The sequence below is a fragment of the Bacteroides sp. 11BF genome, from assembly GCF_019633765.1.
In the GTDB taxonomy this organism is placed as follows: Bacteria; Bacteroidota; Bacteroidia; order Bacteroidales; family Bacteroidaceae; genus Bacteroides; species Bacteroides hominis.
Genome location: NZ_JAFKPJ010000004.1, coordinates 246,409 through 264,808, shown reverse-complemented (window position 1 = coordinate 264,808; position 18,400 = coordinate 246,409). Strand labels below are relative to the sequence as shown.

The window sequence follows — 18,400 nt, the reverse complement described above, 5'->3', positions numbered from 1 at the left end:
ATTTTAAGTATTTTCTCACAAAGGTAAAAGAAATATATTCAAAAGCAATTCGTTTCCCGGAAAAGTAAAATTTAGTTTTCTTGTATTCCCATATATATATAAAGGAAAGCCGGCCGGAATTTTTCAAATATTCCAGCCGGCTTTCCTTTATAATACTAATACAATGAATCTATTATATCTTCTTGTTAATATCATAATTCCAAGAAGTTCACTTCTTGCATTTACATCGTTAACTTCGTAAAGTTACAATATTAACTCCATATTTAGTACGATGTTAACTTCATAAAAAAGGAAAACAGATCACACACAAACAACTAATTATCAAAATATTAAATACATATTCAAAAAAATTTCTTCTTGATCATCTTTTTGGTATCTCAAGTGCCAACTTACGAATTCATCAACTAAAAATCCCCCAACAAGCCTCTATTCCGGGCTGCGAGGTGATAAATTACAATAAACTGGCAATAAATTCTTATCTTTATCACAGCATAAAGAGAGATTTTGAACTATCTTTGTGGTAGAATAGATTAGCAAACAAGCAGATCTATATAGTAAATCATATATTAACTACTTAAAAATCAAAAGAGAATATGTCAATGCATACTTGGTTTGAGTGTAAGATCCGTTACGAGAAATTGATGGAAAACGGAATGAACAAGAAAGTTACTGAACCTTATCTCGTGGATGCACTCAGCTTTACAGAAGCAGAAGCACGCATTATTGAGGAGATGACTCCGTTCATTACAGGAGAATTTACCGTATCGGATATCAAACGAGCCAACTATAGTGAACTTTTCCCCAGCGAAGAAGAAGCTGCTGACCGCTGGTTTAAGTGTAAACTGATTTTTATCACACTGGACGAAAAAAGCGGTGCCGAAAAGAAAACATCGACTCAAGTTTTGGTACAGGCCGCCGATCTGCGCGATGCTGTAAAGAAGCTGGATGAAGGCATGAAAGGTACAATGGCTGATTATCAGATCGGTTCTGTTGCTGAAACAGCAATTATGGATGTATATCCGTATAGTTCTGAGCCTAATGATAAACCGGAAGTATAATTTTGGAATAGAAATAAATATAACTCGCCACAGATTACACGGATTCTCACAGATTAATAATTTATTTTACTGAGAGTTAAATTAAAATATCTGTGTTAATCTGTGTAATCTGTGGTGAACTCAAAACTGGTAAAAAATGAATGTTACTGATAACTTAAAGCAGGTTCTGGCCGAATTGCCATCCGGCGTTCGACTGGTTGCAGTCTCGAAATTCCATCCGAACGAAGCTATTGAAGAAGCTTATCGTGCAGGACAGAGAATTTTCGGAGAAAGCAAAGTGCAGGAGATGACAGGCAAGTATGAAAGCCTGCCCAAGGACATTGAGTGGCATTTTATCGGGCACTTGCAGACAAACAAAATCAAATATATGGCTCCGTATGTGTCCATGATCCATGGAATCGACTCGTACAAGTTGTTAGCGGAAGTAAATAAACAAGCTATCAAAGCAGGAAGAGTCATTCGCTGTTTGCTGCAAATACATATTGCCCAGGAAGAAACCAAATTTGGTTTCAGTTTTGACGAATGCAAGGAGATGTTGAATGCCGACAAATGGAAAGCACTGGCAAACATACAGATATGCGGACTGATGGGAATGGCTACCAACACAGATTCGGAAGAACAAATCGAACGGGAATTCCGTTCTTTAAATTGTTTTTTCCACGAAGTGAAAAAACAATATTTTGCTGACGAACCGACTTTTTGCGAACTCTCAATGGGTATGTCCCACGATTATCACCTCGCCATTGCAGAAGGCAGCACGCTGGTAAGAGTAGGAAGTAAAATTTTCGGGGAAAGAGTTTATTAATAATTGAAACAATGAGACAGAAAATTCATTGAAAAACCATTAACAATAATTACCATGGCCGACTTAAAAACAACCTTTGCGGGATTGACTTTAAAAAATCCTGTTATCATCAGTAGTTCGGGACTCACTAACAGCGCTTCTAAAAACGCTAAGCTGGAAGCAGCCGGTGCAGGAGCTATTGTCCTGAAATCACTGTTCGAAGAGCAAATTATGCTGGAAGCTGACCGCTTGAGGAACCCGTCTTATTATCCGGAAGGAAGTGACTATCTGGCTGAATATATCCGCAATCACAAACTGGCTGAATATCTGGAACTGATTAAAGAAAGCAAAAAGGCCTGCACCATTCCCGTCATTGCAAGTATAAACTGCTATACTGACTCAGAATGGATAAACTTTGCCAAACAAATAGAAGAAGCCGGTGCAGATGCGCTGGAAATCAACATTCTTGCTTTGCAATCGGACGTCCAATATAAATATGGTTCATTTGAACAGCGTCACATCGATATCTTAAGCCATATAAAGAAAACGATTCGTATTCCGGTTATTATGAAGTTGGGCAGTAACTTTACGAATCCGGTAGCCCTGATCGATCAACTATATGCCAACGGTGCAGCGGCAGTTGTTCTCTTCAACCGTTTCTACCAACCGGATATTGATGTAGAGAAGATGGAGCATACTTCAGGAGACGTGTTCAGCAACACATCCGACCTTTCGGCAACCCTGCGTTGGATAGGCATTTCTTCATCATTGGTTACTAAAATAGATTATGCCGCTTCGGGAGGTATTCATAAACCGGACGCAATCGTAAAAGCCATTTTAGCCGGAGCATCTGCCATAGAGGTATGCAGTGCCATTTACCAGAACACCAACTTGTTTATAGGAGAAATGAACCGTTTTCTGGGTGCATGGATGGAAAGAAAAGGCTTCAAACACATCTCGCAATTCAAAGGTAAATTGAACGCCAAAGATGTAGAAGGTATCAATATGTTTGAACGTACTCAATTCCTGAAATATTTTTCTGAGAAATAAAGATAATAACGATGAACGGTGAACAAGCTTCACAGCTTGCTCACCGCTCTTTTTAATCCATAGTTCTTTTTAAATTCAAATTTCATTGAGACGCTTCAGGTCTGTAATTGGCCTACAAAAATTTCTGGTAAGCTTTTGCTAATTTTTCATCATAACGATTCTCCTTATAAGCAGGACCATTGTAACGTCTGGCAAACTCTGCCCAGTCTTTGGCTTGCAAAGCGGGAAGCATTCCGGATTGTTTGATAAATCGGGCAGACAATATTAACTGGCTGCATTCACTCGCACACATAGCTTTTACAAAACTGTCGACACTCTTCTCTCCGCAGGCCGCATAGTTAAAACCCATAATCTGGAACATCCCCCAACTGGCAGAAGCATCCGCTGCTTCATGATTGATCTTACGGGCTTGTTCCAAACGATCGTATTCACCCATACCGCCTTTATAATGTCCTTTCTCCCATTTGGGATAAAGAATGTTTTCATTCCCTTTCACATGCGATTCAGGATTGATATTCCGCTTTTTCAACTGATTCCAGAAAATATGACCTTCGAAAAGGATAGCAGGCTTATCGGGAGAAAAGAATCCTCCTTTTTCCGCCTGTCTCCACTTGCTGTACGGCTTTTAAAGCAGCCACTTCCACATCGAGCAATCGGGCAACAAGAACAAAGTCTTCTTCTGTCAAACGTTCAATAGTGGGACGCCCTGTAAAAAACAGGGATTCCCAGGTACGGTATCCCACGATCCCATCAGCATTCAGTTGGCTTTTCTGTTGAAAATCAACAACCGATTCTTTCATTTACTGTGTGAAAATCCAGCTTTCATTTACTGAATAGCCATTGCATTTCAGCTCCTAACACAACAAGAGAGCTTCTTCGCCTTCATAATCCAATTAGTTTTTATTTATCATCTCCTCTGTCCTGCCTTTTCCTGCTCGTAAAGCGACTTATAGGTAGATATATAAACTGGAAGAAATCAGGAGTTTCCAGAAGTTTCTGTAAAGCCTCCAACCCATTATGGGCAAAGGCAAACTCGTATTCACCTTTTCGTATCTGTCGCCTGAAGTACTAGGTAAGCAATACCTCTAAATCGAGTTCATCATCTACACTTAATATTTTTGCAGCCATATCTGTGATTATTTATAAATTTCAATTTTCTATTCAGACTTTTATGACGGCAAAAATAGAGAGTGCCCGACCCGGTTACAATTTTATATTTTAAACCGGAAGAATGTTTTTCCGAATGAACGCTATTGTCTTATAAGCATACAGGGCCGCATGTCCTTGTCCCCCAAGGGAAGCAATCAAAAGACCGATCCCTCCTTTTAAAAGGAACTATAGCTTATTCGGAATTTATATTTTCAGGATAGGGCTTTTCTTTTCACTTTTGCTGTCGTAAGCTTACAAAGAATAAATAAAAACGGGAGGAACCGAAAAGCCGGAAATAGAGTAGGAAGAAAGTTCTCTTCAATACAGGAGAATAAAATATTTCTCAAGAAGAATTATGATTAAAGTAAATTTCTCGAAACCGCTGCTGATTCAATCAGTAGCTTTCAAAGATGTATTCCTTCGGATGGATGGAAATGGAATTACCCAAGCCAATGGTGCAGGTACAGGAAAAGTAAGTTGCCAGAAAAATATGTCTCCTACCGGAGCATTTAAAGTACAAGAACAGAAAAATGGTACGTTTACCATTGAATCAGTAAAGTATCCCGGGGTATTTCTCCGCATGGACGGAAATAACCGGTCGGGTAAAGAAGAAGATTTCGGTACAGTAAACTGCCAATACGGAGCAAGTACCTGTGAAAAGTTCTATTTATTGAATATGCCTGAAACAGGCAAAGTAAAAGATATGTTTAACAAATTTGCGAAATAGCAGAAGGTATTAATACATAAAAAAATCAGAAGTTATAGTTAAACCTATAGCTTCTGATTATATAATTAAGATCAAGATATTCCGGCAGGTTCTGATGATTAGTCTTTCTTATCCAATGCCTCAAAACAAGAGTTTTTGCTCACAAACTCCGGAACAATATCTTTCATGGCAGCTACGATCTTCATCTGATCATAGGTATAACTTACATCGATTAATTTCTGGATTCTCTCTTTCACTTCGTCATAATCATACTCACGCACAGTGGCAATCATAATCTTTTCGTGGTAAGTGGGCTTGGTCAGCTCTTTCACGTTGAGCAACTCTTCGTACAGCTTCTCACCATGGCGCAAACCGGTAAATTCAATCTTCACGTCCGTACGTCCCGAAAGGCTGATCATTCGCTTAGCCAGATCGACAATCTTCACGGGTTTACCCATATCGAAGATGTAGATTTCTCCGCCATTACCCATACTACCGGCCTCCAATACCAGACGACAAGCTTCGGGTATAGTCATGAAATAACGGATAATCTCAGGGTGAGTAACAGTCACAGGACCTCCACGCTGAATCTGATCGCGGAAACGGGGAATAACCGAACCGTTAGAGCCTAATACATTACCGAAACGAGTGGTAATGAACTGCACCGAACGAGTGCCTTCCTTCTGTAATTTTTTCGCTAATGACTGTACATAGATTTCACAGATACGCTTTGAACATCCCATTACATTGGTCGGATTGACAGCCTTATCCGTAGAAATCATCACAAATTTCTCCGAACCGAATTTAACGGCAAGATCGGCAAGCGTACGTGTACCCGACACATTAATCTGAATAGACTCCGACACGTTGTCTTCCATCATCGGCACATGCTTGTACGCAGCTGCATGAAATATGTATTGAGGCTTGTATTCACGGAAAATAGCTTCCATGCGGGTAGCGTTCGATATATCAGCAACAATCGTTTCAGCATCGATATCACGCCAACGATCTTGTAATTCCAGACGAATGTCATGTAACGGAGTCTCAGCCTGATCAATCAGGATCAACTTATATGGGTTGAAAGAAGCAACCTGACGCATAATTTCACTACCAATAGAACCGGCAGCACCGGTAATCATCACTCGTTTACCTTCCAAATGGGAAGCAATCTTATGAATATCTACCTCGATAGGTTCGCGTTGCAAGAGATCTTCAATCTGTATTTCCTTCAGTTGGGTTTTATTGAGTGATTGTCCGCCCCATTCGCTCAGAGGAGGAGCGGTCAGCAACTTCACGTTATTGGAGAGCAGCGTATCAATCATATCGGACTTTTTCAGTTTCTCCATCTTAACCGGAGAAACGATGATGGTATGCACATCACGGTCGTTCATGTTTTCAATTAGTAGTTCGTCGTTTGGAAATACCTTAGCTCCCATCATAACTTTACCAATCAACTCCGGCTCGTCGGCTATAAAACCACGAAGACGATAATGATTACGCAAATTTACACGCAGAGACTTGGCTATATTCACTCCGGCCTCTTTGGCACCATAAATAAATACGTTAGTGGTATGACTACCATCGAAGTTGAGCACTTCAAAAAACATCTTAACTACTATACGCGAACAAGCCATCATGGCAAAATTGATCACGTACGCCATAAACAGCACGCTGATGGCACCAATCCGGACACCCAGATAAGCGTCCAGCAGAACACTCAGAATCATCAGTACCCCATAAGAGACCGTAAGCGACACAAAAATGCGCATAATGTCCACAAACGAAGAAAAGCGAAGCACATTTGAATAGGTACGGAATACCCGGAAGAAAATCAAATTAGCCACTACTGTCCAAAGAATGGTCTTATCTATCGTAGACGAATCCAGAAAAATGCTGCGAAAATCGTAACGAAGCGAATAGGCAAGCAAACAGGATGCGACAATAATAAATATGTCAATCAATAGGATAGTCCAAATGGGCAGTACCTTCGCGGAAAGATACCGATGGAAAAAATTCTGTTTCATTTGTTTTACAGTTTTTGTTTTAGGCGGTGCAAAGATACACTATTTTCACTAACCCGTGCGTTTTTATTTGACAAAATAAAGTTTTTAACACAATAAAAGTGGAATAATAGTGTAAAAAAGGGACGGAATTCTCTTCTTCCGTCCCTTTAAAATATGGATATTACATTAAGTTACTTGCCAATTCACTCAATTCGCTGCGTTCACCTTTCACCAGATTGACATGTGCAAACAGATTCTGATCTTTCATGCGATCGATCATATACACCAGACCATTAGACTGACTGTCCAGATAAGGTTGGTCAATCTGTTGGATATCTCCGGTAAACACCATCTTGGTTCCCTCTCCGGCACGGGTGATAATAGTTTTAATTTCGTGTGGGGTCAGATTCTGTGCTTCGTCAATTATGCAGTAGGTTTCGCTAAGGCTTCGTCCGCGAATGAATGCCAAAGCCTCGATCACCAATTGCTCGCTCTTCTGCATATCTTCCAACCGCTTCACTTCGGTAGAGTTTGAGGCAAACTGACGTTTTATTACATTCAGGTTATCGAACAGGGGTTGCATATAGGGTGCTACCTTTTCGGTCGCATCTCCCGGAAGGAATCCCAAATCTTTATTAGAAAGGGCTACAATAGGACGTGCCAGCAGAATTTGTTTATATTCAGTAAGTTTTCCCAAAGCTGCGGCCAGGGCAAGCAATGTTTTACCGGTTCCGGCCTTACCTGTCAAAGCCACCAGTTTTATATCGGGATCATTCAGAATTTCGAAAGCGAAACTCTGTTCCGCATTACGCGGTTCGATTCCATAATTTTTCGTTTTATTTACCCGGCAGACCATGTGTGTAAAGGGATTGTAACGGGCAAGCACACTGCTGCGATCACTCTTAAGAATGAAACATTCGTTGGGACGAAGAATGTCCTTAAAATCAAATTCATTGATATCCAGCCCTTCTCTGGACGAGTAAATACGGTCGATCAACTCCGGTTCTATGTTTTCGAATACCTCGTTCGATTTTTCAAAAATATCGACATTCACAACCTTATCGGTGATATAGTCCTCGCAAAGTATCCCTATGGAACGGGCTTTCATCCGTAAGTTGACATCCTTAGTCACCAGGATATTTTTCATTTTCGGATATTTCCGTGCCAGAAACTCGGCTACAGCCAATATCTGATGATCCGGTTTACGGGCAGGAAACGATTCATGTACTTTAGGAGCTTCCGAATCACCTGTTATAATAAACAACTTGCCCAGTCCTTCGCCCAAAGGGGCGCCATGGGTGAACAGGCTATCGTCGGTTATTAAATCAAGTTCGCGCACAAACTCACGTGCATTGTAATTGATTTGTTCGTTACCTTTCTTGAATTTATCCAATTCTTCCAAAACAACAATCGGAAGATAAATATCATTCTCCTGAAAATTCTTCAGGCAATTGTAGTCGTGGAGAATAACATTCGTGTCGAGCACAAAATTTTTCTTTGTTCCCATGATTCTTAGATTTAAATGTTGATATTTGCAATCAAAAAGACAATTGACACCTCTGTGTTGAATTGTTGCAACTAAGATAACAAATAAAAAGGCAAACAAAAGAAGTTGCCCGTTAAATATTATAAAACATGAATTATCAGGAAACTTTAGACTACCTATACAACAGCGTTCCCATGTTCCAACAGGTAGGAAGCAGTGCATACAAAGAGGGACTGGAAAACACCCATGCATTAGACGAATATTTGGGACATCCTCACACCACGTTTCAAAGTATCCACATCGCCGGGACTAATGGAAAAGGCTCTTGTTCACACACATTGGCAGCAATTTTGCAGTCGGCCGGATATAAAGTCGGGCTCTATACTTCGCCCCATTTAGTCGACTTCCGCGAACGTATCCGCATCAATGGCGAGACCATTTCACAAGAATATGTGATCCGTTTTGTGGAAAGCCACCGTTCTTTTTTTGAACCATTGCATCCTTCGTTCTTCGAGCTGACTACAGCCATGGCATTCCGATACTTTGCCGACCGGCATATCGACGTAGCTGTAATCGAAGTTGGACTGGGAGGACGCCTGGATTGCACCAACATCATTCATCCGGATTTGAGTATTATCACCAATATCAGTTTCGACCACATGCAGTTTCTGGGCAATACACTGGCAAAAATAGCGACAGAAAAAGCAGGTATCATAAAAAAAGGTGTACCGGTTATCATTGGTGAAACAACCGAAGAGACTAAGCCCGTATTTTTGCAGAAAGCTCAGGAAGTGGAAGCTCCTATCATCTTCGCAGAAGAAGAACAAAGACTAAAAGGAGCAACAAAATTCAAAACCTGTACGAACAGAAAATGGACAGAATGTCCGGAAAAACACTCCAGTGCTGTACAAGCAGAAGAAGCAGAAGCTGTTTCCGGCTGGATCTACGAAAACGAGACATATCCCGAACTGGAAGGAGTATTGGGAGGTTCATATCAACTAAAAAACACAAATACACTCCTGTCTGCTCTTCCCATCCTAAGGAAGTCAGGTTATAAGATCAGTGACAATGACGTAAGAAACGGTTTCCGGCAAGTAGACCAAATGACCGGACTACAAGGACGCTGGCAAAAATTGAGAAACTCTCCCACCATCATTTGTGACACGGGACACAATGTCGCAGGTATCTCTTATATCGTAGAGCAACTAAAGCAAATGAAATATGAACGCCTCCACATGGTCATCGGTATGGTGAATGACAAAGACGTCAGTGGAGTACTGGCTTTACTGCCTAAAAATGCAGTCTACTATTTCACCAAAGCGAGCGTCAAAAGAGCTCTGTCAGAGACTCTGTTACAGCAAATCGGAGCCTCTGCCGGACTGCAGGGTAAAACTTATCCTGATGTTCAATCGGCCGTAAAGGCCGCACAAGAAAAAAGCCTCCCAGAAGACTTGATCTTCGTAGGAGGCAGTAGCTTTATTGTAGCCGACTTATTATCGTGCCGCGATACACTCGATCTCGACTAAAGCATCTTTAGGCAAGGCTTTCACGGCAACAGCCGAACGGGCGGGAAATACGCCTTCAAAATAAGTTGCATATACCCCATTCATTCCGGCAAACAAAGACATATCCTGGAGGAAAACTGTCGTTTTTACAATATCTGACATGGTCAGACCGGCAGCCTCAAGGATATGTTTTATGTTTTCAAGAGACTGGCGGGCTTGTGCTTCCACACCGTCAGGCATCAGCCCCGTAGCTGCATCGATTGGAAGCTGACCGGAAACAAATACCATTCCATTCGCTTCAATAGCTTGACTGTAAGGACCGATAGCTCCCGGTGCCTTATCACTGCAAATTACTTTTTTCATTTTACTTGGTTTATTAATGATTGACATTTATGGTAAAGTTGATATCCTGAGGATGATAAAAAACTCCTATCAGGAAAGTTCTTATGAAAACAAAGATAAGAAAAAAATATAAGAGCTATGCAGTATTTGGCAAACAAACGTATTTATATATATGAATACACAAAAGAATCAGAATAACTTTAACCGAATAAGACCTAAACTTTAACAAAATGGAGATGTTAGAAATGGATCTCCCACATAAAGAAAGAGGTTATCGCAATGACGATAACCTCTTCTCTTTTATATTTCCGGCACTTTATTTACAATGCTTCTTAATCAGTTCATCCACATTAGGATCGCCAAGTTCTTTTGCTTTGGCAAAACTTGCACAAGCCTCTTTTTCTTGCTTCAACTGAATCTGGCAAATTCCTAACAAACGATATGCTTCGGCATATTTCGGATCAACAGTCAATGCATCTTTCAATGCTTTCTCGGCCTCCGCATAGCGTCCCACACGCAGGTTGACCACTGCCAACTCTGCCCGATAAGTGAGATCTTCCGGATTCAGCTCGATTGCCTTTGTGATATCATCCAAAGCACGCTGGAATTGTTTGGCTTTGAAGGCAGCCTGTTCCCGATAATAATAAAACAAATCGTTAACACTGCCATTCACTGCATTGAAATATGCATCATAATCGACCAGCGCCGGACGATACTTTTCTACATTCATATACATCTGGGCACGTTCCAACAGATAGGGAGCCAAATCTGCTGTAATGGGCGTCGGACAATGGGCAATACAACTATCCAGCAAAGCAACTACCTCTTCGGGAGCAGCTTTACTCAATTCCTTTGCCTTGGCAGCACTGAAGAAGGAAGCCGGAGATGCCAATTCGGTTCCGTTCACTTTGTCATAGCTGGTAAATGCACTGGCATAATCCTGCTTGGCAAAAAGAATATCTCCTTCAAGTTGACGATATACAGGTAAATCCTGAACAGCTATCGCACTACGCACATCCGCCAGAGCCTTATCATACGTCCAATCCTTATAAGTGGTTTCAGGTTTACTCAATTGGTAGTTGTATATCAACTTGGCTATGTTATAATAAACATCATCCTTTTTCTGTGCAACCTTCAGGGCATGCTCCAAATCGACAGCTGCTTTATCCATATCTTTACCTGCAAACACATAGTTCCCTGCACGGCGAAGATAGCCATCCGCACTGTTCGGGAAAGTTTTGATAAAATCATCAAGGGCAACGGCATAAGCCTCAGGAGTAGTTTGTGTAGAAGCGATAAACAAGTAAACCAAAGCCTGATCTTCATCTTCAGGCAAGCCTTTCTTTATACCGATTGCATTCAGCGCGGCGTCGCTCAGTGCAAGAGCATTGATATTCTGTGACATGGCAAAAGCTGCACCTGCTGCATAACTAATAGAGGTAGTATCCTGTCCGGAAGCTTTTTGTGCCACTCCGAACACTTTACCGTCTGCTGTCGTTACCGGACAACTTACCATCTTATCTTTCAATACCATATCCAGTGTATAATAATGATATTTATCACCACCGATATTATCCACCTTTTTCACTTTGCCGCTGGTCACGTTTCCACCTTTCTGAGTGGAATAAGGTAACAGATAGACTTCGGCACCTACAGCCGGAGCTACAGTGGACACCTGTAATGCCGGCACCTTCTTTACTGTAATGCCGACACGGAACTTTATGATATCATACATATCATTGGCTCCCAGAATACATTCAACCGGCATTTTCTCTCCTTCGGAATTAATGATAACAGCACGCTGAGCTCCTTTAAACAAAGAATAGTCAGACAGAGCCACTCCGTCTTCGGTCACAAAAAATCCGTTACCGGTATTCTGAATTTTGTCGTCTTTATCATACGTAACGATGGAAAACACCGATCGTTTCGCCTTCTCTACCCATTTGGGGGCTTGCGCTACACTCCATTGTGACAGGAGACAAAGCACAAATGTGAATAATATGCTCTTTTTCATGTATTTGAATGTTGTTTTAGTTTGTACGTTGTTTCACGCCTTCATAAATCAGGATACCAGCGGCTACCGACACATTGAGTGACTCAATACTGCCCAACATCGGAATCTTGACCCATTCGTCGCATAACGCAAGGTTATCGTACGAAACACCGGTATCCTCGGCGCCCATAATGATGCACATCGGACCGGTATAGTCGGCCTTCGTATAATCATAATCACCCTTTTCGGTAGCAGCCACAATGCGGAATCCACTATCTTTCAGATATTGTAAAGTTGTCTTTAAGTTCTGTTCACGACAGACAGGCAAAGTATGCAGAGCTCCGGCTGAAGTCTTCATCGCATCCGCATTGACCGTAACACTTCCTTTCGCAGGAATAATGACAGCGTCCACTCCGGCACATTCGCAAGTACGGGCTATGGCACCAAAATTACGCACATCCGTAATCCCGTCGAGCATAACAAAGAACGGACTCTTACCTTCCTCAAAGAGGAAAGGTACCAGATCTTCGGTCTTCTGATACGTCACCGAAGATATGAATGCCACTACACCCTGATGATTTTTACGGGTGATGCGGTTGATACGTTCCACCGGGACGCGCTGAACAGGAATCAGCGTACCTTTCAGAGCAGCAAACAGCTCCTTGGACAAGTCACTCTGAATGTCTTTCTTCACCAAAATCTTGTCTATCTCTTTACCAGCCTGAATGGCTTCAATCACGGCACGGACGCCAAAAATCATTTCGCTTTTATCAATCATGTAATTGTCTGCATTTTTAGAGTATGCAACTCGCCATTGTTCATTGCACGCCACTATATACTTATTTTATTATTTTTCTCTCTTTCAAAGAAGGTTCCAGCAATGCCCTTGCATTGCTTAGTGCAGCCTCGGTCAAAGTGGCACCACTCAACATATGTGCCAACTCTTCTACCCGTTCTTCGTCAGTCAGACGACGAATATGGCTATTCGTTTCCGTATCATTATCCCGCTTGTATACCTTATAATGGGCACGTCCACGGGCAGCAATCTGAGGCAAGTGGGTGATACTGATCACCTGCCTGTTTTGTTCACCCATCTCTTGCATGATGTCCGCCATGCGATCTGCAATCTCACCGGATACTCCGGTATCGATTTCATCGAACACAATAGTGGGCAATTTTACGGCTCCTGCTATCATTGCCTTGATAGACAGCATAACACGAGCTATTTCACCACCGGACGCAACTGAGGATATACTCTGCAGCGCTCCGTTCTTATTGGCAGAGAATAAGAAGTTCACCGTATCTTCTCCTTGGGGACCCAATTCTTTTTTCAGCCCCATTTCCACCTGGAAGCGGACATTGGGCATTCCCAAAGGAATCAGACGAGCTGCCATCTGCTTTTCCACTTTACGGGCAATCTCCGTACGGGCCTTCGTCAGGACAAACGCCTGTTTCTTTACCTTATTATATTGCGCATCTCTCTGTTCCGTCAATTGAGCTATCCGATCATCATACGAAGTAATGGCAGCAAGTTTCGTTGCATATTGCTCTGAAAGGACGATCAACTCTTCTACTGTCTGAACACGATGTTTTTGTTCCAAAGAATAGATCAGGTTCAACCGGTCATTCACTTCTTCCAGCCGGGATGGATTGAACTCGACACTCTCTCCCTGATCCGATATTTCCTGAGCTATATCTTTCAGTTCTATATAAGTGCTCTCCATCCGTTCAGCCAATTCTCCGGCAGGCTGGTATACCCGCTGCAATCCATTCAGAGTACCCAAACTCTCTTTCAAAGCAGGCAACAGTCCTCCTTCGTCTGAGGCAAGAGTTTGCTCTACCCGATATAATCCGGCTTTGATATCTTCGGCATGTGCCAATGTTTCGGCCTCCTGTTCCAATTCTTCCTGCTCTCCGGCAGAAAGATGTGCCTCCTCCAATTGTTCTAACTGGAAACGGATATAATCTTCATCCGTTTTGCTCTGTTCGGCCAGTACAATCAGTTCGTCAAGTTCTTTACTGAGCTTTTTCCATTCCTGATATAAATGATGATATACATCCAAAGCCTCTTCGTTGTGGGAAAGTATATCAAGTACATTAAGCTGAAAACCTTCTTTGTTAAGCAACAGATTCTGGTGCTGCGAATGTACATCGATCAATTGCTCGCCCAATTCTTTCATTTGTGTAAGCGATGCAGGCGTATCGTTAATAAATGCTCTGCTTTTGCCGGAAGACTGTACCTCACGGCGAAGTATACATTCGGGCTCGTACTCCAGCTCGTTCTCTTCGAAAAAAGCTTCCATATGATAAGCTGATATATCGAACCTGGCCTCAATAATACATTTCGAAGCACCTTGCCGAATAGCCTTCACATCAGCACGCTGTCCGAGTAAAAGTCCGATTGCGCCCAGAATAATGGATTTCCCGGCACCGGTTTCACCGGTAATCACAGAAAATCCGGTTTCGAAACGGATATCAAGTTTCTCAATCAGAGCATAATTCTGGATGTATAATGAACGTAACATAAATCACAATTCTTTTATCATTCGATCAATAATATCTCTGGCTACTTCAGTCTTGGATTTTAACGGATAATCGGTTCTGCCTCTACAACTGAGAATACTGATTTTATTTGTATCGTAACGGAAACCCGCACCTGCATCATTCAATGAATTCAGCACAATAAAATCGAAGTTCTTCCGGATCAGTTTTCCTTCGGCATTACGCTGTTCATCATTCGTTTCAAGAGCAAAACCGATTAATTTCTGCCCCGGTGTCTTCAGTTTACCCAATGCAGCGGCAATATCGTGGGTGGGCTTGAGATGTAACATCAAATCATCTCCCTCCCGTTTTATCTTCTTATCGGCTACAACATCCGGAGTAAAATCTGCTACTGCAGCACATAATATTCCGGCATCCACCAATGGGTATTGCGCCATAGCAGCCTCATACATTTCCTGAGCAGACTCCACATCAATACGGGTAATGTGTGAATGATATACCTTCTGTTGCACCGGTCCGGCTATCAGCACTACCTCCGCTCCGCGACGGGCACACTCCTCTGCCAATGCAAATCCCATTTTACCGGAAGAATAATTACCAATGAAACGTACCGGATCAATCTTTTCATAAGTTGGTCCGGCTGTAATCAGCACTTTCTTTCCAGCCAGCTCGCCCGTAGAGGAAAAGAACTCATCAAGTACCCGGATAATATTCTCCGGTTCTTCCATGCGCCCCTTACCTACCAAATGGCTTGCCAATTCTCCCGAAGCCGGTTCAATGATATGATTACCGTATGAACGCAGCGTATCCAGATTCTTCTGGGTACTGGGATGCGCAAACATATCCAAGTCCATGGCCGGAGCGACAAACACCGGTGCCTTCGCTGACAGATAAGTCGTGATCAGCATATTGTCTGCTATGCCATTTGCCATTTTACCAATGGTAGAAGCCGTCGCAGGCGCTATCAGCATAGCATCTGCCCAAAGCCCCAAGTCTACGTGGCTGTTCCACGTTCCGTCCCGCTGGGCAAAAAACTCACTGATAACAGGCTTACTGGTCAAAGCGGACAAAGTTATCGGAGTAATAAACTCCTTTCCGGCAGGAGTAATTACGACCTGTACCTCCGCTCCCTGTTTAATCAGGCCGCGTATAATGTAGCAAGCCTTATAAGCAGCAATACTACCGGTAATGCCAAGTATAATTTTCTTTCCGTTCAGCATAGTTATTTTCCCGTTAACTCACGCAGGCGAATCTTCGTCAACATGGCTTTTGTATTCAGCGTAAAGTCACTATTGAGAATCCAACTGTAATATCCGGGATCTTTTTTCAGCACTTCACTCACCGACTGGCCTTTGTATTTGCCAAAATTAAAAACCTCCACTCCGTTGTCATCATACACCATACGTCCGGCAAAATCCACATTCTTGTTATAGCTTGAGTAATCGGCCAGGAAAGACATATCGTTTTGCAAATCTTCCGGATAGCGGTCAAGTTGAGCCATCAAGACCTCGTACGTGGCGCGGGTATCGGCTTCCGCTGTATGTGCATCTTCCAAATTACGGCCACAATAGAATTTATAAGCAGCCGAAAGAGTACGTTGTTCCATCTTATGGAAAATCACCTGTACATCAACAAACTTGCGCTTACTCATATCAATATCAACCCCGGCACGAAGAAACTCCTCCGCCAACACGGGAATGTCAAAACGGTTGGAGTTGAAACCAGCCAGATCACAACCTTCAATGTCATTCGCAATGCTTTTTGCCACCTCCTTAAAAGTAGGACAATCAGCTACGTCAGCATCAAAAATACCATGAACGGCAGATGATTCGGCAGGAATAGGCATTTCGGGATTAATACGGAGAGTTTTCGACTCTTCATTCCCGTTCGGATATACTTTAAGATAACAGATTTCTACAATTCGGTCTGAGTTGATGTTAGTCCCGGTCGTTTCCAGGTCGAAAAAGACAATAGGGTTCTTTAGGTTGAGTTTCATTATTTATACGGTTTTGTTTAAATTCACCACAGAGGACACCGAGTGCACAGAGCTTCAATTCCAAAGAATGATGTCTCTGTGATCTTTGTGTCCTCTGTAATGAATCCGATTCTATTTCTGTTCCGCAGTTAGTCGTTCAGCATCATCGGCATCAGCAGCATCAACAAATCTTCGTTTTCTTCCTGTTCTACCGGAATAATGACACCTGCTCTTGACGGATCAGCCAATTCGATGATCACTTCCTCTGCCGAGATATTATTCAGAATATCGATCAGGAAAGTAGATTTAAAGCCAATACTCATTGCTGCACCGGCATATTGGCACACCTGTGTTTCCTCTGCAGAAGTAGAGAAATCAATATCCTGAGCCGAAACCACTATCTGGTTTTCCTGCATACGGAGTTTGATAAGACTGCTTGCCTGTGAAGAGAAAATGGATACACGACGCAAAGCACCTATCAGCTGCATACGGTCTACCGTCACTTTGTGCGGATTGTTTTGTGGAATCACTGAATTATAATTGGGGTAGCGTCCTTCAATCAGACGGCAAACCATACGATAACTTTCGAGCGTGAAGACAGCATTGCGTTCGTCAAACTCGATCACCACCATACCCGATTCCTTAGGCAACAGGTTCTTCAACAAAGTTGCCGGTTTTTTGGGCAAAATAAATGCAGCACGTTCATTTCCGCGTGCAGCCAATGTTTTACAACGTACCAACTTGTGCCCGTCCGAAGCTACCATTGTAATGTCTTCAGTCGTAATGTCAAAGTAGATACCATTCATCACCGGACGGAGTTCGTCATCGGCAGTAGCAAATACCGAACGGTTAATGCCTCCCAGCAATATCTGTGCTTCCATCTCCACACGAACCGCATTATCACCGAGTGTAGCCGATTGCGGAAACTCGTCGGCATTCTGCCCCATCAGGCTATATTTACCATTTTGGTACTGTACCGTAATTTCATAGGTATCCGGCTTTATTTCGAATGTCAACGGTTGTTCCGGAATCTCTTTCAATGCATCGAGCAACGTTTTTGCAGCGACGGCAAACTTTCCGTTAGAATCACTCTCGTTCACCTCAACCGAGGTTACCATCGTAGTTTCACTATCAGAAACAGTCACAGACAGTGTTCCGTCCTCCAACTGAAAGAGAAAACAATCTAAAATAGGCAGCGCATTTTTTGAGTTTATCACACGGCTAACAGCCTGTAAATGGCTGGAAAGTGCAGTACTTGAAACGATAAATTTCATATAATCTGTGATTTTAAATTTTATATTTTTGCAAAGCACAAAGTTACAAAAAAGATCGAGGCAGCACAATAAAAGAGAAGAAAAAACAGGAGAATATTCGTCGGATATCCCTAAAAAATTGTAACTTCGCCGCACAATTTAAAATTATCGCAATGGAATTTACAGGAAAAATTATCGCTATACTCCAGCCCAGAGGTGGAGTTTCTAAGACAAGCGGCAACGAATGGAAGGCTCAGGAGTATGTAATCGAAAATCATGATCAATATCCAAAGAAAATGTGTTTCGACATCTTCGGAGCAGACAAAATAGAACAATTCAACATCCAGATGGGTGAAGAGTTGACCGTATCATTCGATATCGATGCACGTCAATGGCAGGATCGTTGGTTCAACAGTATCCGTGCATGGAAAGTAGAGCGTGTAGGCGCAGGCGCACCCATGACTCCGGGAGCTCCGGTTCCTCCTCCGGCACCATCTTCAGCACCGGAATTCATTGCCGGTGATGCAAAAGACGACTTGCCTTTCTAAGCAAACATGCCTTGGTATAAGACACAAAACCCCGAAAGCTATCCAA

At 42.4% G+C, this 18,400-nt stretch carries 15 protein-coding genes and 2 pseudogenes; 6 read left to right on the top strand and 11 right to left on the bottom strand.

What is annotated here, in order from left to right; all coding sequences use genetic code 11:
- Positions 1–593 precede the first annotated feature (593 nt).
- The 3 genes from JZY04_RS06010 (at position 594) to JZY04_RS06000 (ending at position 2,892) form a co-directional block, all read left to right on the top strand.
- On the top strand, positions 594–1,058 hold the full coding sequence (locus JZY04_RS06010) for a DUF4494 domain-containing protein (protein WP_005788684.1): 465 nt from the start codon (positions 594–596) through the stop codon (positions 1,056–1,058).
- Between the two features lie 136 nt (positions 1,059–1,194).
- Entirely contained in the window at positions 1,195–1,863 is a 669-nt protein-coding gene (locus JZY04_RS06005; RefSeq protein ID WP_122141726.1) for a YggS family pyridoxal phosphate-dependent enzyme, read from the top strand.
- Positions 1,864–1,917: 54 nt separating this feature from the next.
- Positions 1,918–2,892, top strand: coding sequence for a dihydroorotate dehydrogenase-like protein (locus tag JZY04_RS06000; protein WP_122141727.1), 975 nt, complete (start codon positions 1,918–1,920; stop codon positions 2,890–2,892).
- 112 nt (positions 2,893–3,004) lie between these two features.
- Here the strand turns inward: JZY04_RS06000 and JZY04_RS21455 are convergent.
- Positions 3,005–3,743: pseudogene (locus JZY04_RS21455) on the bottom strand (N-acetylmuramidase domain-containing protein).
- Positions 3,744–3,864: 121 nt separating this feature from the next.
- A pseudogene (locus tag JZY04_RS05985) lies at positions 3,865–4,020 on the bottom strand (fused response regulator/phosphatase); the annotation flags it as partial.
- A 376-nt stretch (positions 4,021–4,396) separates the two neighbouring features.
- Between JZY04_RS05985 and JZY04_RS05980 the strand changes: the two are divergent.
- Complete coding sequence (locus JZY04_RS05980) at positions 4,397–4,768, top strand: hypothetical protein (RefSeq protein WP_122141728.1); 372 nt, start codon at positions 4,397–4,399, stop codon at positions 4,766–4,768.
- Positions 4,769–4,866: 98 nt separating this feature from the next.
- Here the strand turns inward: JZY04_RS05980 and JZY04_RS05975 are convergent, their stop codons facing one another.
- Entirely contained in the window at positions 4,867–6,771 is a 1,905-nt protein-coding gene (locus JZY04_RS05975; RefSeq protein WP_005806946.1) for a nucleoside-diphosphate sugar epimerase/dehydratase, read from the bottom strand.
- 160 nt (positions 6,772–6,931) lie between these two features.
- Positions 6,932–8,257: a PhoH family protein gene (locus JZY04_RS05970; protein ID WP_005779995.1), complete on the bottom strand. Its 1,326-nt coding sequence runs from the start codon at positions 8,255–8,257 to the stop codon at positions 6,932–6,934.
- Positions 8,258–8,385: 128 nt separating this feature from the next.
- On the opposite strand from JZY04_RS05970, the gene JZY04_RS05965 reads away from it, so the two are divergent.
- Complete coding sequence (locus JZY04_RS05965) at positions 8,386–9,762, top strand: folylpolyglutamate synthase/dihydrofolate synthase family protein (RefSeq protein ID WP_122141729.1); 1,377 nt, start codon at positions 8,386–8,388, stop codon at positions 9,760–9,762.
- On the opposite strand, the gene JZY04_RS05960 is transcribed toward JZY04_RS05965, so the two are convergent.
- From JZY04_RS05960 to dnaN, 7 genes are all read right to left on the bottom strand, one after another.
- Positions 9,730–10,104, bottom strand: coding sequence for a RidA family protein (locus JZY04_RS05960; RefSeq protein ID WP_122141730.1), 375 nt, complete (start codon positions 10,102–10,104; stop codon positions 9,730–9,732). The genes JZY04_RS05965 and JZY04_RS05960 overlap by 33 nt on opposite strands.
- A gap of 295 nt (positions 10,105–10,399) precedes the next feature.
- Positions 10,400–12,097 carry a serine protease gene (locus JZY04_RS05955; RefSeq protein WP_122141731.1) on the bottom strand — a complete coding sequence of 566 codons (1,698 nt, stop codon included), beginning with the start codon at positions 12,095–12,097 and terminating at the stop codon, positions 10,400–10,402.
- Positions 12,098–12,113: 16 nt separating this feature from the next.
- Complete coding sequence (gene rlmB, locus JZY04_RS05950) at positions 12,114–12,854, bottom strand: 23S rRNA (guanosine(2251)-2'-O)-methyltransferase RlmB (protein WP_005779999.1); 741 nt, start codon at positions 12,852–12,854, stop codon at positions 12,114–12,116.
- Between the two features lie 61 nt (positions 12,855–12,915).
- Entirely contained in the window at positions 12,916–14,601 is a 1,686-nt protein-coding gene (recN, locus tag JZY04_RS05945) for a DNA repair protein RecN (protein ID WP_005806955.1), read from the bottom strand.
- A 3-nt stretch (positions 14,602–14,604) separates the two neighbouring features.
- Positions 14,605–15,798, bottom strand: a complete 1,194-nt coding sequence (gene coaBC / locus JZY04_RS05940) for a bifunctional phosphopantothenoylcysteine decarboxylase/phosphopantothenate--cysteine ligase CoaBC (RefSeq protein ID WP_032530450.1) — start codon at positions 15,796–15,798, stop codon at positions 14,605–14,607.
- 2 nt (positions 15,799–15,800) lie between these two features.
- Complete coding sequence (locus JZY04_RS05935) at positions 15,801–16,574, bottom strand: 3'-5' exonuclease (protein WP_022011889.1); 774 nt, start codon at positions 16,572–16,574, stop codon at positions 15,801–15,803.
- Between the two features lie 128 nt (positions 16,575–16,702).
- On the bottom strand, positions 16,703–17,827 hold the full coding sequence (gene dnaN, locus JZY04_RS05930; RefSeq protein ID WP_005806961.1) for a DNA polymerase III subunit beta: 1,125 nt from the start codon (positions 17,825–17,827) through the stop codon (positions 16,703–16,705).
- 152 nt (positions 17,828–17,979) lie between these two features.
- Between dnaN and JZY04_RS05925 the strand changes: the two genes are divergently transcribed.
- Positions 17,980–18,354: a DUF3127 domain-containing protein gene (locus tag JZY04_RS05925; RefSeq protein ID WP_005780004.1), complete on the top strand. Its 375-nt coding sequence runs from the start codon at positions 17,980–17,982 to the stop codon at positions 18,352–18,354.
- The last annotated feature ends 46 nt before the right edge of the window (positions 18,355–18,400 follow it).

Excerpts from the sequence above, each read along its gene's own strand:
- JZY04_RS06010 (WP_005788684.1), top strand. The coding sequence starts at position 594 with ATGTCAATGCATACTTGGTTTGAGTGTAAGATCCGTTACGAGAAATTG.
- JZY04_RS06005 (WP_122141726.1), top strand. The coding sequence starts at position 1,195 with ATGAATGTTACTGATAACTTAAAGCAGGTTCTGGCCGAATTGCCATCC.
- JZY04_RS06000 (WP_122141727.1), top strand. The coding sequence starts at position 1,918 with ATGGCCGACTTAAAAACAACCTTTGCGGGATTGACTTTAAAAAATCCT.
- JZY04_RS05980 (WP_122141728.1), top strand. The coding sequence starts at position 4,397 with ATGATTAAAGTAAATTTCTCGAAACCGCTGCTGATTCAATCAGTAGCT.
- JZY04_RS05975 (WP_005806946.1), bottom strand. The coding sequence starts at position 6,771 with ATGAAACAGAATTTTTTCCATCGGTATCTTTCCGCGAAGGTACTGCCC.
- JZY04_RS05970 (WP_005779995.1), bottom strand. The coding sequence starts at position 8,257 with ATGGGAACAAAGAAAAATTTTGTGCTCGACACGAATGTTATTCTCCAC.
- JZY04_RS05965 (WP_122141729.1), top strand. The coding sequence starts at position 8,386 with ATGAATTATCAGGAAACTTTAGACTACCTATACAACAGCGTTCCCATG.
- JZY04_RS05960 (WP_122141730.1), bottom strand. The coding sequence starts at position 10,104 with ATGAAAAAAGTAATTTGCAGTGATAAGGCACCGGGAGCTATCGGTCCT.
- JZY04_RS05955 (WP_122141731.1), bottom strand. The coding sequence starts at position 12,097 with ATGAAAAAGAGCATATTATTCACATTTGTGCTTTGTCTCCTGTCACAA.
- rlmB (WP_005779999.1), bottom strand. The coding sequence starts at position 12,854 with ATGATTGATAAAAGCGAAATGATTTTTGGCGTCCGTGCCGTGATTGAA.
- recN (WP_005806955.1), bottom strand. The coding sequence starts at position 14,601 with ATGTTACGTTCATTATACATCCAGAATTATGCTCTGATTGAGAAACTT.
- coaBC (WP_032530450.1), bottom strand. The coding sequence starts at position 15,798 with ATGCTGAACGGAAAGAAAATTATACTTGGCATTACCGGTAGTATTGCT.
- JZY04_RS05935 (WP_022011889.1), bottom strand. The coding sequence starts at position 16,574 with ATGAAACTCAACCTAAAGAACCCTATTGTCTTTTTCGACCTGGAAACG.
- dnaN (WP_005806961.1), bottom strand. The coding sequence starts at position 17,827 with ATGAAATTTATCGTTTCAAGTACTGCACTTTCCAGCCATTTACAGGCT.
- JZY04_RS05925 (WP_005780004.1), top strand. The coding sequence starts at position 17,980 with ATGGAATTTACAGGAAAAATTATCGCTATACTCCAGCCCAGAGGTGGA.